The organism is Vibrio sp. R78045 (genome assembly GCF_042466085.1).
Lineage (GTDB): Bacteria > Pseudomonadota > Gammaproteobacteria > Enterobacterales > Vibrionaceae > Vibrio > Vibrio cyclitrophicus.
On sequence record NZ_JAXHBS010000013.1, the window covers coordinates 1,077,001 to 1,092,821 of the forward strand.

General features: G+C 44.7%; 10 protein-coding genes. 5 read left to right on the forward strand and 5 right to left on the reverse strand.

Going from position 1 to position 15,821, the window contains the following annotated elements; genetic code table 11:
• Positions 1-71: 71 nt before the first annotated feature.
• Entirely contained in the window at positions 72-1,370 is a 1,299-nt protein-coding gene (locus SJY39_RS15380; protein ID WP_010432165.1) for a sigma-54 dependent transcriptional regulator, read from the reverse strand.
• Positions 1,371-1,440: 70 nt separating this feature from the next.
• Positions 1,441-3,396, reverse strand: coding sequence for an ATP-binding protein (locus SJY39_RS15385; RefSeq protein ID WP_016767928.1), 1,956 nt, complete (start codon positions 3,394-3,396; stop codon positions 1,441-1,443).
• Positions 3,397-3,563: 167 nt separating this feature from the next.
• Here SJY39_RS15385 and pdxH point away from each other — a divergent pair, with 167 nt between their 5' ends.
• Positions 3,564-4,199, forward strand: coding sequence for a pyridoxamine 5'-phosphate oxidase (pdxH, locus tag SJY39_RS15390; protein WP_016767927.1), 636 nt, complete (start codon positions 3,564-3,566; stop codon positions 4,197-4,199).
• 100 nt (positions 4,200-4,299) lie between these two features.
• Here the strand turns inward: pdxH and SJY39_RS15395 are convergent, their stop codons facing one another.
• From SJY39_RS15395 to SJY39_RS15405, 3 genes are all read right to left on the reverse strand, one after another.
• Positions 4,300-5,019: a PAS domain-containing protein gene (locus SJY39_RS15395; protein ID WP_010432139.1), complete on the reverse strand. Its 720-nt coding sequence runs from the start codon at positions 5,017-5,019 to the stop codon at positions 4,300-4,302.
• A gap of 437 nt (positions 5,020-5,456) precedes the next feature.
• Positions 5,457-7,286, reverse strand: coding sequence for a formylglycine-generating enzyme family protein (locus SJY39_RS15400; protein ID WP_102265496.1), 1,830 nt, complete (start codon positions 7,284-7,286; stop codon positions 5,457-5,459).
• 167 nt (positions 7,287-7,453) lie between these two features.
• Positions 7,454-8,557, reverse strand: coding sequence for a PEGA domain-containing protein (locus SJY39_RS15405; RefSeq protein WP_102265495.1), 1,104 nt, complete (start codon positions 8,555-8,557; stop codon positions 7,454-7,456).
• A 484-nt stretch (positions 8,558-9,041) separates the two neighbouring features.
• On the opposite strand from SJY39_RS15405, the gene SJY39_RS15410 reads away from it, so the two are divergent.
• From SJY39_RS15410 to putP, 4 genes are all read left to right on the forward strand, one after another.
• Positions 9,042-9,866 carry an AraC family transcriptional regulator gene (locus SJY39_RS15410; RefSeq protein WP_016786666.1) on the forward strand — a complete coding sequence of 275 codons (825 nt, stop codon included), beginning with the start codon at positions 9,042-9,044 and terminating at the stop codon, positions 9,864-9,866.
• Between the two features lie 181 nt (positions 9,867-10,047).
• Positions 10,048-13,185: a bifunctional proline dehydrogenase/L-glutamate gamma-semialdehyde dehydrogenase PutA gene (gene putA / locus SJY39_RS15415; RefSeq protein WP_102265494.1), complete on the forward strand. Its 3,138-nt coding sequence runs from the start codon at positions 10,048-10,050 to the stop codon at positions 13,183-13,185.
• 11 nt (positions 13,186-13,196) lie between these two features.
• The gene (locus tag SJY39_RS15420; protein ID WP_016785434.1) at positions 13,197-13,901 is read left to right on the forward strand and encodes a 1-pyrroline-5-carboxylate dehydrogenase; all 705 of its coding nucleotides are present in this window, start codon (positions 13,197-13,199) and stop codon (positions 13,899-13,901) included.
• A 118-nt stretch (positions 13,902-14,019) separates the two neighbouring features.
• A complete protein-coding gene (gene putP, locus SJY39_RS15425) occupies positions 14,020-15,546 on the forward strand; it encodes a sodium/proline symporter PutP (RefSeq protein ID WP_016767920.1) in 1,527 nt (508 codons plus the stop codon).
• Positions 15,547-15,821: the final 275 nt, after the last annotated feature.

Below are 15,821 nucleotides of genomic sequence, written 5' to 3' on the forward strand. Positions count from 1 at the left end.
TGTATTCTTACTTTTGATAAATGTTAAGATTTTGCTCCTTTAAATCTTTGAATTTATATATTTTTTAATTCTTATCGATTTTTGAAATCCGTTTTATCAAGTTGGTGCTTTCTTAGCTTGTCATACAGTGTCTTTCTCGATACTTGCAGCTCTTGCTGTACCTCTTTTAATCGTCCTTGGTGGCGATGTAGTGCTTCGATCAAGATGATTTGTTCAAAGCTATCAGTCCGCTGACTTAGTGACTGCTGTTGTTCTTCTATGCTGACATCAAGCTTATTCTCACCAACTTGCTCATCATCTTCATTACTGTCGAGCGGTGGCTGCTTGATTTGCGTTAGTACTCTGAGCTCGGCATGTTGACGAAGTTGTCGAATGTTTTCACTCCAATGAGTGGCAATTAACCGTTGAATCTCTTTTTCAGTAATAACAGGCGGTGGTAACTGATATCGACTTGCCGCACCGCGAGCAAAATGTTTGAACAAAGAGCCAATGTCTTCTGTTCTTTGCGCCAAAGGTAGTAAATTAAATCGACGTAGTTCATTGGTAATTGTAGTAGGAACTATTGTGGTTGCGATAATGATACAAGTTGCATTGGTCTTGCATGAGTTTTCACGAAGTAGAATGGGTTTTAGACGTGCCAACCACAGCCACTGTTCTTGAGTTAGTGCTTGTGTTTCATGAATATAGATCGTTCCACCTTGATATTTGTGGAACAGTTGTAAAACAAACTGCTGAAATGTCGCTTCATCGCTGCGTGGTAAATTGAAGGCGGCGATTGGACAAAGCTCTGCTGTGTGATGACTGTGTAAATCATGGGTGTATTGCGCTGTAACTCTTTTTCCTGTTCCTATGTCTCCAACAAACAGCAGTAGTGGGGTTTCTTTACAGTTCAGAGTGATTAACTCACGGCGTAAGGCCTGCATCGCTGGTGATTGACCGATCAGTTTTGGCCCTACTTGATTTTGCATTGCCAATTCTTTTCTTAATAGGTTGTTCTCTTCAACTAATGCGAGTTTATCTGCTGCTTTTTTTACTGCTGTCAGCAGATCGTCGACCACAAAAGGTTTCTCTAAAAAGTCATAAGCGCCGGATTTCATCGCAGATACCGCTGTTTGGACGTCACCATGTCCTGTGAGCACGATGATTTGAAAGTTGGGGTTATGGCTCAAAAGCTTGTGGGTGAATTGAATGCCATCCATTACTGGCATGTGAATATCTGTTATCACGATTCCTGCTTGCGCGACGTCGATCTGCCTCAATGCCTCAATGGCATTGGGGAAACAGACGATAGTGATGCCTTCTATGAGCATGGCTTGTTCTACAGAGTCCCTAATCGCGGGTTCGTCATCGACAAAATAGAGTTTGGGCATAGAGTGCAAAAGCCGAGTCCTTAACAATGGTGTGAAATTGGCATAATCGTGAGTAAACAAAACAAGGGAACTAACCCTGATTCTTATAGAGTGGAATATTTAACGAGAATACCATGCCTGACGGCTCTAACTGTGCTGCGTTAATCGTGCCGTGATACGCTTCAATGATTCGCTTCGAGATCGATAGACCAAGCCCTAAGCCTTCTGGTTTGGTGGTGAAAAATGGGTCGAAGAGCTGTTCAAGCTTATCTTTAGAGATACCTATGCCGTTGTCCCATATGATCAGCTGGCAGGTGTCATTCTTGCGCTGCCATTCCACTCCAATTTGTGGGATCGTTTGTATGTCTAAAGCTTCTAGCTTGGAGCTTTGCTCTTCTAAGATGCTTTGCCCCGAGGTTTTTAGTCTTGGAGTTGACTGTTCCATAGCCTGCTGCTGAAGTGCTTGAGTCGCGTTGTGAATCAGGTTAACCAACACTTGTTCTAGCTCAGTTGGGTGAATGGCTAGATTTATGTCATCCGGCATTGTACTTAACCTCAGTGTAATGCCTTGCTTAATCATCAGCGCACTGAGAATACTGGTGGCGTTATTGACCGCTTGATGCAAGTTTGCCACGTGATGCTCTTGCTTGGTGACTTTGCGGGTGAAGACCTTGAGGCGCGCGATGATCTCAGTAATTGATGTATTTAAAGCAATCATTTTATCTAGGTTGCTTTTGACTAAATCTGTTCGTTTCATTTCAAGCAGCTTCAAGCTGTTCTCGCTGTAAGTTCTCAGCGCTGCAAGTGGTTGGTTGATTTCGTGATTAATGCTAGCCGACAATTCGCCCAATACCGCTAACTTAGCCGTCTGAGTTAACTCTTGTTCGGTCTGCTTTAATTTCAGTTGTGACTCTTGGTATTGAAAGATGGTTTGTTGGAGCTGTTGGTTAGATTGCTTTAAATAATGAGTTCGTTTATCAACGGTCTGTTCTAGGTTCTCATTGAGTCGAGTTAACGCGACCTTCGCAATGTAGGTTTGACGCCACGACCAAGCAATCAGCATCACCAAGCTATAGATGATAATAAAGATGACGTCGATCTGTAGCACTTTAAGCAGCTCGGCTTTTGTCTCTTTTAGCGCAACGACTTGATACTGATTATTGCTAATAGGGGCAGGATATAGGTTGAAAGCACCAAGTTGAAACAGCTGATTGGAGACGAGTTCTTTTTGAATCTGATTTGGTTGAAGATCGTTAGGTTGGATTGTGTCGTTAGCTTTTTGTTGAAGCTTTGCCGATCGAAAGTCTTCGATGATCGAAATTTCACTTTGGCCGTATTGCCGCTGAGTCGCTATCTCTGTTTGTTGTTGTTCACTTAATGGCAACAGTGAATGATACAACCACGAAGTTTGGTTCGACAGAAAGACCACTTGGTTGGAATCGAGTACTACGATCTCAAAATCATCGCTGGTTAGGATGTTTTCGAGATTCTCTAAGCTTACTTTTACTGTGATAACGCCGACTATTTCTTTATCGGTGTACAGTGGCGAGGATAAGAAATAGCCTCGTACATTCGAGCGAGCACCGAGCGCCACGTATTGTGTGTTGTTGCCCTTTATTGCAGAGGCAAAGTAAGGGCGAAACGAGAAGTTTTCTCCAACAAATGTGCGGGGTTGTTGATAATTACTGGAAGCGACCACTGTGCCGCTTCGGTCATGAATATAAATGGTGTCAGCCTGGCTTTGGTTCGACCATTCAAACAACAATTTATTAAGCTGTGTTACGGTTATCTTGTCGGTTTGTGGTGATGAGGTGAAATAAGAGATCAGGCGTGGGTCATGACTGAGTAAATCGGGGATCTGTTTGAACTTATCCAGCTCGGAGTCGATTTGCAGATTCGCTTTGTTGGCTGCTTCGTTGAGTTGCTGAGTAACGATCTTCTCTTGGAATTGTACGGCAAGAAAGTGAGTTGCAGTCAGCCCTGCAGCTCCCAATATTAGTGAGAATAAAACAAAAGGTGTGATTAGGTTGGGCGATTTTTTAGTCACTATAAACTCAGGTTACAATCAGTTTACATATAGACTATCAATATGACGGTTAGCGTACCGAGATCTCGTTAACACAGAGCACCTTCTGTAAGACAAAACCAAGGCTTAGACTTGTGTTTCAAAGGATTACGGCGCAAAATCACAAAAAAATCAAAAGGAGCAACCAAATGGAACTGACAGACATTCGTCGTGAATACGCTCAGGGTGGATTGAGACGCAAAGACTTGGCCGCAGACCCAATTGACCAATTCAATCAATGGCTAGAACAAGCCATTGAAGCTAAGTTGACGGATCCTACTGCAATGACAGTAGCGACAGTTGACGAAAATGGTCAGCCATTCCAACGAATTGTGTTGCTGAAAAATGTTGATAAAGATGGCTTCGTTTTCTATACCAATCTAGGTAGCCGTAAAGCACACCAACTTGAGCACAATAGCAAAATTAGTTTGCATTTCCCTTGGCATCCTCTAGAGCGACAGGTTCATGTCACAGGTACAGCTGAAAAGCTGACCGCGTTGGAGAACATGAAATATTTCACATCTCGCCCGAAAGAAAGCCAATTGGCTGCCATTGCAAGTAAGCAAAGTAGCCGAATCTCAGCTCGCGGAATACTGGAAGGTAAGTATTTAGAGCTTAAGCAGAAGTTCGAGAAAGGAGAGATTCCAGTGCCTTCATTTTGGGGTGGTTTCCGAGTACGCGTTGATAGTATTGAGTTTTGGCAAGGTGGCGAACACCGTTTACACGACCGTTTCTTGTTTTCACGTCAAGATAACAGCTGGGACATTGACCGCCTAGCGCCATAATCTGTTTTATAGATTTGCTAACGGATTAACTGCTTTAAAAATACCGTTGATTTGGTGACTAAACACATCAAACAACGGTATTTTTTTGTCTGACTCTCGCTCATTCGCTGTGCAGAACCACGGAAATCTGCTTTTTGAGCAGGGTTTCGGGGATCACTGAGCCCAACCCCGAGTCCAATGCATACTCAATCAATTGGCTTTTGCTGCTCGCATCAAATTTTTGCTTCAATCTGGCGACATGGCCTTCGACAGTCTTAATTGAAATATTTAACGTTAATGCAATGTATTGCGGTTTCTTGCCGAACAGCAGCAAAAATAGCACTTCTGATTCTCGCGAAGTCAGTCGTTTTTTGAGTTTAGATGTGCGTGGCGTTGAACCTGCAATGGATGTCTGACCATCTTTGGCACCTGTCGCCTGGCAAACCCAATGACCAACCTCTAAAATTGCGGTGTCAGTGAGTTCTTGACCGTAGAAGATCGTGCCTTGTACGTTGTTGTTTGCATCAAGCCAAGGGGTTTTGGTAAAAATATGCGCGTGCCAGCGTCCGTCTGGGTAGGGGTGAATATCAAGAATCTTCAGGGTAGTGCGTGTTTCCATCACATGCTTATCTTGAGCCCTGAAATCTTGCGCACACTCAGTGGTTTGACTCGGCATATCGAAATCGGTCAAGCCAGTGCAACTCTCGTTGGGTTTTAAGCCAATCAATTGGTTGTAGGCGAGGTTCGCGTAAACGAAAACCGACTCAGTATCTTTGCAGCCCCAGCAGCCTGGGAGTTGTTCAAATAAAGAACGATGTATGGCATTGAGTGACTCTGGCAAGGTTTTATCTCGTAAGCAGAAGTATGTTAATGATATCAGTTTCTTATAGCGCTGCAATGGCAATTAGAGGCTGAATCCTGAGAGATAAATAGAGCTTGAATCATAGTTAAACGAATTGTTGGTTTACTGTATATATCAAGAGTGATTGGTGATCGAAGTGACTGGTTAATAGCCGAAAAAAAGCCAGCCTGAAGAAGGGCTGGCTAAAGACAAGATATGTCTTGTCGACATGTAGAAGATTTCAGATTAATTCACGAGGGTCATGTAAATTAACCTAAGGTATCAGCTAGATACCTAGAGTAACTTACTACTCTATCGATAAATTTACTCCTAGGAATGCTTGTGCATAAGGGGGGAATTCCCCCATAAATACAACTCAATGCGATATTTGAGAGCCTAGCGTAAATATTAGAAACTATTGAGTTGGTTATTGAGTGCTACAGTTCGCGCAATACTCTGAAACCTAAGTAGTTTGCTGCCGTTGACGTTGGCACGTACAGTTCGTTAAACACTTTTGCTTCTTCTGGTGAAAAACTCCACGCACCACCTTTAGCCAAGCCTTTCTGAACGGTTGTCCATTCCCAAACGTTGCCAATCATATCGTAGAAGCCTGTAGGTGTTGGTAAGAATGACTTAACTGGAGAGGTGCTGATGTTTGACCACGGTGTGCCAGCCCAACCGGTATTGGCTTTACCCGAAAGGAATTCATTGCCCCACCAGAAGTTAGTATCTTGGCCTGCTCTTGCTGCGGCTTCCCATTCTTGTGGTGTTGGTAAACGGTAGGCATAGCCTGTATTTTTAGATAACCAGCGAGTATACGCTTTGGCATCACTTTGACTAACACAAACTACCGGTGAGTTATCAGCTTGCTTAAAGCCAGGGTTCAGCCAGTCATTGTCTGAAACCGTTGTGATCTCGGCATTAACGAAGGTATCGCAGGTGTTCATCAGTTCTGCGTCTGTCTGGTAGCCAGTGCTTTCAACAAACGCTTTAAAATCTTGAACGCGAGTTGGTGTCGCTGCTAATGCAAATGGCTGTTTGATCGTCACTTGTTTAGCGTTGTTTTCACCCAATAAATAACGGCCTGAACCCACCACAATCATTTCTGGACTTGGAGTGTCATTTCCCATTGGGTCGGCAAATTTGGTACCGACATTCAGCGAGTTTTGTTTGGCTTGTAATACCGCTCGTAGGTTGTGATCACGGGCGATTTTCAGTTCTTGATGGAAAGAGAGGTAGCCTTCTTTCTCAATTGTGACCATGTGTTGGCCTGTTGGTAGCATTACTTCAACCGGTGTGCTGCCATAGTCCACGCCGTTAATCGATACCTTGTCATTATATTGGTTTGAACGAACCATTAAGTTAACCCAAGCGACTTCTTTTTGCTGGTCATTGGCTTGTTGATCGCTCTGTGTGAAACAGTTTGATGACTGGATACCAAGCAAGCGACAAGGTGTGTTTTTGTCTGGGCGAGTCTCTAAGTTCGCTGCAATCACTGCTCGGTAACGGCTATCTTCAGAGAAACCAGAAGATTTCACTTTGTGTTGTAGAACGTGAATGTTTAGCGAAGCAGACGATAGGTGCTCTTTCACTGTTTTTGATTCAGTCGCGTTGTCTACCAAGCTATGCTGGAATTGCTTAACGGCTTTTTGAAGTGCCAAGGTCACCGTTTGGTCTGCACATTGCGCGAGTGTCATGTCACTGCTACAACGGTTGGTAAAGCTGACCGTTTGCTCTTTGGTTTGAGTGATCTCGTTTCTTAGTCGTTCAGCTCTTGCTCTGAGTTTATCTTGATTGAGGTTTGCGATTGAAGCTTCAGCAGCCGCTTTTTCTGCTTGGATGGCTTCTAGTTCCATCACCAAGCCTTGTTGCTTCTGTTCTGAGTCTGAAATAGCAAGCTTGCTCTCTTTTACAGTTTTCCAAGCGTTTTGGAAACTGTTTTGAGCCGGCGAGATGTCGAAGTCAGGCTCGTCAATCATGCGGGTGTAATCTTGTTCTAGACTAGCTTTCGCTGCTGCGAGTTTTTGCTCAGCTTGAGTGGATAACTTGGCTAGATTTGCCGTTTGCTTTGCTTGGTTATCGACTTGGTTTTGTTTGTCCGTCAGCTTCTTCTCGACAGCCGTTAAAGTGGTATACTTTTCGAAGAGTGAGCTTTCAATGTCGGTGACAGATGTTGTGATTGCTGGTGGTGTTATTTCAGCGAAAACAGCAGGTGTCATTAAGCAAGGGGCAAGTGCAAATAATAGAGTGGGAAAACCTTGGCGCATGTTGGGCTACTTCAATCGTAAATTAGGTTAATCGAATATTCTAAACGAACACGCCATTTCGTCTGCAGCTACTTTTTATAACTATCAACAAAATGGCGAGTATTCATTCAGCTTTGTGAAATAGGCACGGCTATCTTAATTAGAGCGCTGAGCTATTCATACTGGACTTAGCTTTCCTTGCTAGGAAGAAGCTTAACCCAAATAGTGTCGCTACCGTTGATGGTAACTGTGCGGTTGTAAGACTCGTAACCTTGTTTTGAAATAGTCACTTGGTGACGACCGCTTGGTAGTGCAACCTCAATCGGTGTGCTGCCGTACTTAATGCCGTTGATCGTCACTGAATCATTGTACTGATCAGAACGTACCATCACGTTTGCCCACTGTTTATCACTCTTTTTAGCCACGGCAACATCACTGCCCTTTAAACAGTAGCGTGTTGAAACGTTCAATAAATTACACGCTGCTACCGCTTCCGGTTTTGCTTGAAGCTGAGCCTGCATTTGCACGAAGTAAGCGTTGTTACCAGAGAAACCACTCTTGATTGCTTGGCTGTCTTGAACATGGATATTCAGCTGAACACCTTGTAAGTTTTGCTTCGCTAGCGCGCTTTCTGTGAGCTGCTCAAGTAATTGGCTTTTGAACGTTTGCACGGCTTTTTGATTGGTCAAGTACTTGCCTTGAGCAGTACACTCTCCCAGTGTCATTGTTGATGCACATGTCGTGGTGTAGCTGGTCTCAAGAACGGCACTTTCACGGAGTTCTGTTGCAATACGTTTTACGCGAGCTTCAACTTTTGATTCTCTTAAGTTAGCCAGCTCATTGTTCAGGCGAGCTTGCTTTTGCTTGATTTGAGAAAGGTGAATTTCACTCTCGTTCACCGCTTGTTGGTTGTCTAACTGAGACGATTGGTTCTCTTTAACGGCCGCCCAAGCATCTTGGTAGCTTTTCTGAAAAGAGACCAAATCAGTTTCTGGATCTTCCAGTAAGCGACTGTACTGTTTGTCGAGTACAGACTTGGCTCTGTTACGTTTTGCCTTGAGTTCTTCACCTTCGCGCAACAACTTACTGTTTTGGTTCTGTAGTTGTTTTAGGTTTTCAGTCGCTGATACCTGGGTTGCTGAAATACGCTCAATATCTGAGTTTTTCTCTGTTAGCTTTGCATCGATAGCTGAAACGGGATCGACTTGATTCAGTTCTTCAGCGGATACCGATGCAGATACCCAAAGTGGGGATAGCGCAAGTAAAAGCGCTGAAATTCGAAAGTTAGTCATAGGTCCCTGCAACTTATAGATTGAAATTGGCTCGTTAATAAAGTGTCTACTTCCTAGTTGTGAGTCACTAGTTATTAGCAATTAACACAGTACCCGTCTTTATACCGTTTTATCGTCACCCAATCTACTCAAAAGCCGAGTTTCGCTACTTCGGATACACTTTTTACAAGTTAAAGCTAAATTATTTGAGCTATATAAGAAAATTATTTCTATATGTGGTGGTGAAAATACATCTATTTTAGACATGCATTGCACCTTATTGCACTTGCTCGCTTTTAAGTACTGAAGCCGCCGGAACGATTGGTTTTACAATGACCGTAGTTTGTACACTCTTGATCATCTTTCCGGAGGCATGATCAAGACGATCTCCGACAATGATCTTTTATTTAAGGCGAGGAAATGACTCTCATGATCATTTACAAATTCATCTTATGCAGATTTCAGAGTATTATTCTTACTATGTCGACCTGAGTATTTTGATGTTATGCCAAAACCTTTACCCTTTCCAAACCTAGACCTGTCCCCGCTAGGTCTTACGGGCCCTCGCCCGGCTGAGATCATCACTTTGCCATCGCATATGGATTGCCACGATCATCATTATTCGCAGGTGGTGATTGGCTTAAAAGGTCAGGCGGAGTTTGAAGTCAGAGGTAAAGGGAATTTGGTTGGTCCCGGTCAAGGTTGTGTGGTAACGGCGAGCTCTGATCATGCTTTCGGTGGCGTGGTTGGTCAGTCGGATATTCTCGTACTCAATATGCCTGTGCCAACCGATGATGACCCTCTAATGTTAGAGAAGATTAACCAGCTAGAGTCATCGAACGTATACTTTCAATTAGACGCGCAAATTCAAAAGCTTATCCATATGTTGGTGCAAGAAATGCAGTCGAGCCCTGATGATTTGTTACTGAGTCGAGCATGCAATGACACGGTGATCGCGTTGATGCAAAGGCATATATCCGCATTCGAAACTCCGATTAAAGACTCGCGTTTTGATCTTGAAGCATTGGATCGTTACATCGAGCAACACCTTGCGAACAAGATCTCTGTGGCCCAACTTGCAGGCAGTGTGTTCCTGGGTGAAAGCCAGTTCCACATGCTATTCAAAGATCAAATGGGAATCACCCCACATCAGTATGTGTTAGGTAAGCGTATAGACCGATCTCGTCGTTTAATCGAACAAGGTAACCTTAGCCTTGGTCAGGTCGCTGAACTGGCTGGTTTCTCCGGTCAATCTTCCTTTACTCATACCTTTTCACGCCTTCAAGGCATGTCACCATCTCAGTACAAAAAGAAAATTTCTGTTAAATAGTGAAACAAAACGGCATATTATTTTAAAGTTTCATATGTGACGTTGTGTTTGTTTTGTTAATAAAGCGAGTTTTTAGCAAAAAACTCGGAGTTTTTGACAAGTAATCCTTATATACTCTACATACACTGCAGCCATTGTAGAGATCCCGGGCTAATTCCGGGTGTGAGATTAAGGAAAACGCATGTTTACAGCTACTGATGTGTTAAAGCCAGAATTCAATGAGCAGTCGCTTACTGATCTATGGTCGCTTATCTCACCATTATATATGGTGGATGAAACCCAATGGCTAGAGCAACTTCTGCCGCTAGCTACCCCTTCTGAGTCTGAAAAGCAGCAAATTACAGAGAAAACGACCTCATTGATCGAAGCTATCCGTGCGGATAAGACTTCTATCCAGATGATCGATGCACTGTTGCTTGAATACAGCTTAGATACTCAAGAGGGCATCTTGCTGATGTGTCTGGCGGAAGCCTTAATGCGTATTCCTGATTCAGCTACGGCTGATGCGCTTATTCGCGACAAACTAAGCGTTGCGGATTGGAAGTCTCACCTTAAGAATTCTGATTCAGTGTTTGTTAACGCATCTACTTGGGGCCTAATGCTAACGGGTAAGGTGGTTGGACTTTCATCTAAAGAGCAGAGTGCTGGTCAAGCGGTTAACCGTTTAGTGAATAAGCTTTCTGAGCCGGTAATTCGTAAAGCGATGCACCAAGCAATGAAGGTGATGGGTCACCAATTCGTTCTTGGCCGCAGCATTGCTGAAGCGCAAAAGAACGGTAAGTCTATGCGTGACAAAGGTTTTACCTACTCATACGACATGCTAGGTGAAGCAGCACTGACTACTGCAGACGCAAACAAATACTTCAAAGATTACCTAATGGCGATTGAAGCCGTAGGTCGAGACACTTATGTCTCTTCAAAATCGAGCCCAGCACCGTCTGTTTCTATCAAGCTTTCTGCACTTCACCCACGTTATGAAGTGGCGAACGAAGACCGTGTTCTAAATGAACTGTGCGACACGTTAGAGCAACTACTGCGTCGCGCTGTCGAGCTTGATGTTGCGATTACGATTGATGCTGAAGAAGCGGATCGCCTAGAGCTATCTCTTAAATTATTCGAAAAACTGTACCGCACTGACCTTGTGAAAGGTTGGGGTAAATTTGGTCTGGTTATTCAAGCTTACTCAAAACGTGCGCTTCCGGTTCTAGTATGGCTAAACCGCCTAGCGAAAGAGCAGGGTGATTTGATCCCGCTTCGCTTGGTGAAAGGCGCGTACTGGGATAGCGAGATCAAATGGTCACAACAGGCTGGTTTCACTGACTATCCAGTTTACACACGTAAAGAAGCGACAGACGTAGCTTACCTTGCTTGTGCGCGTTACCTATTGAGCCCAAGTGTTCGTGGCAATATCTTCCCGCAGTTTGCGAGCCACAATGCTCATACGGTTTCTGCAATTGCAGTGATGACTGAACATAAAGATTTTGAATTCCAACGCTTACACGGCATGGGTGATTCTCTTTATAACCATGCGATGGAAGCTTACCAACAGTCGGTACGTATCTACGCACCGGTTGGCAGCCACAAAGATCTACTGCCATACCTAGTACGTCGTTTGCTAGAAAACGGCGCAAACAGCTCGTTTGTACACCGTCTAGTTGATGCGCGTTGCCCTGTAGTAGAGCTGACTCAACATCCTGTCGATATGCTTCTTGCGTTCGATACACTGCACAACACTAAGATTCCTCTGCCTCCAGCGGTATTCCCTGAGCGTAAGAACTCTTACGGTGTGAACATTGATATCGAGAGTGAAGCGCATCAGTTTGAAGCACAGGTTAAAACATTCCTTAACAATCAATGGACTGCTGGCCCTGTGATCAATGGTGAGTCTCTAGCCGAAAGCATGATCAAGGCTGATCAGAACGTCGAGCAAGTAACCTCACCTTACGATCGTCGTATTAATGTGGGTCAGGTGGCTTTCGCTAACCTTGATCATGTTTCCGCAGCGATCACCGGCGCAGACGCAGCATTCGCTGATTGGAACGCAACTTCGGTTGAAACCAAAGCGGCTGCGCTTGAGAAGCTGGCTGACCTGATGGAAGACAACCTTGCTGAGTTGGTGGCGATTTGTCATCAAGAAGCGGGTAAGACGATTCACGATAGCGTTGATGAAGTACGTGAAGCAGTCGACTTCTGTCGTTACTACGCAAAACAAGCTGACAACCTACAAGGTTTCGAACTAAAAGGTTTTGACGGCCAAACACGAATCGCTTCACGACAAGGTCGTGGTGTGTTCGTTTGTATCAGCCCTTGGAACTTTCCTCTCGCTATCTTCCTTGGCCAAATTACAGCGGCACTAGTCGCGGGTAACACTGTTGTGGCGAAACCTGCTGAGCAAACAAGCTTGATTGCAGCTCGCGCCGTTGAACTGATGAACGAAGCGGGTTTCCCTGCCGGCACCATTCAGTTACTTCCAGGTCGTGGTGCTGAGATTGGCAGCGCGCTAACTAGCCATGATGCAATTGCGGGTGTTGCTTTTACGGGTTCAACCCCAACTGCACAACGTATCAATGTGTCATTGGCAAGCCGTAACGCTAAACCTGTTCCATTTATCGCAGAAACTGGCGGCCAGAACGCGATGATCGTCGACAGTACCGCACTGCCTGAACAGGTGGTTCGTGATGTGATTCGTTCGGCATTTGCTTCAGCAGGTCAGCGTTGTTCGGCATTGCGTGTGCTTTACATTCAGGAAGACATCGCAGACCGCGTGGTTGGATTGATTCACGGTGCAATGGACGAACTGAGTGTTGGTATTCCATACCTTCATAAAACGGATGTTGGTCCGGTTATCGATCAAACAGCGAAGCAAAAGCTGTTAGCTCACTTGAAAAATATGACCCAGACACAGAAGAAAGTCGCTCAACTTACATTGGGTTCTGATTGTGAACATGGTGACTTTGTTCCACCAAGTGCGTTTGAAATCGATGACATCAGTTGCTTGAAAGAAGAACAGTTTGGCCCTGTACTGCACATCGTTCGCTTCAAGGCGAGTGAGTTAGCGCAAGTGGTAGACCAAATTAACCAAACCGGTTTTGGCCTAACTATGGGTATTCACAGCCGTAACGAGACAACTTACCGTTGGATCGAAAAACACGTGCGCGTGGGTAACTGCTACATAAACCGTGACCAAGTAGGTGCTGTTGTTGGTGTTCAACCATTTGGCGGTCAAGGTTTGTCAGGTACAGGCCCTAAAGCAGGTGGTCCTCACTACCTATATCGCTTTACTGATGTTCATTTTTCGCAATCACAAGACAAGGCATAAGGAGCAATATCATGGTTCATCAAGTGACAGGTTTTTCTGATGCATTGCTTGCGTGGGAACAATGGAATCTGACCGATTTTGATTATAAGAGTGCTCAGGTACTTGCATTGAAATCAGAGATTGAAAGTCAATCTGCGCCTTTGGCTGCAGTGGCGACTTATCATCTAGAACAAGCGTCAGCACTACTTGCGGAGCATCACCTTATGGCAGGCCCAACGGGCGAAACCAATGAGTTGTATGCTGCAGGTCGTGGTGTGGCTTTGGTAATTGTTGATGATTGCCAAGACAAACTGCCAGCACTACAAACGGCAATGGCTCTGATTACTGCTGCACTATTAGCAGGTAACAGCGTTCAATTGTGTAGTGATGATGTGCAGTTTAATACCTTAGTTGCCGATGCAGCTAAGTCGGCTAATTTGCCAACTAACTTGGTGCAGGTTGCCTCGTATGACGCTTCTCAACAGTTGTTGTCTTGCGATGTACGAAGTGTGGGTTATGTCGGTAACTCACAAACGGCACAAGCTATTAATTTACAGCTTGCTAAGCGTGACGGTGCCATCGTCGGTTTAGTCGCTGAAACGGATCTGAATGCAATGAATGTTGCTAACGATCCACACCTATCGCTGCGCTTCATTACCGAGCGTACGCGAACTATAAATATAACAGCTGTGGGCGGTAACGCGACCTTGCTCGAACTTGGAAGCGAAGCTCACTAACCTTCAGTAAAATTGGCTCTAAGGACTTTTGGTTTTCTCCATGAGTGCTTTGGAGCCTCAATACCTAACTCAATGCACTCGCTCGCCTTTACGGTGAGTGTCTTGCATTGAATTAGGCATGGAAGGCTTTCTACAAAATGAGGACTATCAAATGATAGAAAACAGTTTTGCAATAACGACGACGTTCATTGCGTATCTAATTATGATGCTAGCGATCGGTGTTATTGCTTACAAACGTACATCTAACTCTACTGACTACTTCCTAGGTGGTCGTTCGTTAGGCCCATGGCCTGCTGCACTTTCTGCGGGTGCATCAGACATGAGTGGTTGGTTGCTACTTGGCTTGCCTGGTTACGCTTATGCTGCTGGTTTTGAAGCGTTTTGGCTTGCTGGTGGCCTACTTGTGGGTACTTGGGCAAACTGGTTAATCAGTGCTAAACGTCTACGCACTTACAGTATTACAACAGAGTCGCTGACGTTGCCTGAGTTTTTATCTCGCCGCTTCAACGATAACTCTAAGCTGATTCAAACAATCTCTGCTTTCTTTATCCTTTTATTCTTCCTTTTCTACACAAGTTCAGGCTTGGTAGCAGGTGGTAAATTATTTGAAACGGTATTCGGCCTAGATTACACAACAGCGGTAATTATCGGCACGGTATGTGTGGTTTCGTACACCCTGTTTGGTGGCTTCCTAGCGGTATCTTGGACTGACCTAGTTCAAGGCTTGCTAATGTCTGCTGCACTATTGATTGTACCCATCGCAGCAATGAATGGCGGCCTTGGTCAGTTATCTAGCGACCTACACAACATCAACCCAGAGCTACTCACGTTATGGAATGATGCGAAGGGCGAGCCTCTTTCTGCAATCGCGATCATCTCGCTAGCGGCATGGGGTCTAGGTTACTTCGGTCAGCCACACATCCTTGCTCGTTTCAAAGCAACACGTAGCAATAAAGATCTAACAACAGCGCGTCGCATTGCGGTTATCTGGACTGCGCTGTCTATGGTTGGTGCAATGCTTGTGGGTCTTGTTGGTCTGATCTATGTGACTAACTCTGGCGCACCTAAGCTAGACGATGGCGAGAAGATCTTCATGCTTCTTGTAAATGCGATGTTCCACCCAGTAATCGCAGGTATCCTACTGGCTGCAATATTAGCGGCAATCATGAGTACTGCTGATTCACAACTTCTTGTTTCTTCATCTGCAATGGCAGAAGATCTGTACAAGCAAGTTCTGAAGAAAGATGCTACGTCAGAAGAGATTGTTCGTGTAGGCCGTTTCGCGGTTATCCTGATCTCTCTTATTGCACTTGTGCTAGCGATGACGCCAGACAGTTCAGTACTTGGCCTTGTGTCTTACGCATGGGCTGGTTTTGGTGCAGCATTTGGCCCAGCTATCGTATTGAGCCTGTACTGGTCTCGCATGAACCGTAACGGCGCTCTAGCGGGTATCGTGGTTGGTGGTGTGACTATCGTACTTTGGAAACAGTTCACGGGCGGTTGGTTCGATGTGTACGAAATCGTACCAGGAATCATCCTATCGACTCTTTCTATCGTTATCGTGAGCCTAATTACGGGTGAGCCAGAAGACGAAGTGAAGAAGCAACACGCTGAGTTCGAGAAGAATCTGGTAGAACTAGACTAATTTACATTGTAAAACAGATGTGAATTAGCAAAGAACATGAGCTAAAAATAATAGAGTCACTTCGGTGGCTCTATTTTTTTGCCTATTTCCCTAATGCTTTCGACCTCTTTCTGGTCTATATGTCCAAACACTAAAACCCTATGCGAGCGGTCAGATCCATCGCCTCACACGGCTTATGCCAGATCTGAATGAACATTGACTCTGTCCGATATGTTTTTTATTCGTACTTTCTATCATTGTACTTGTGCTGAAATGGAGTACTAAGCCAGAGGATA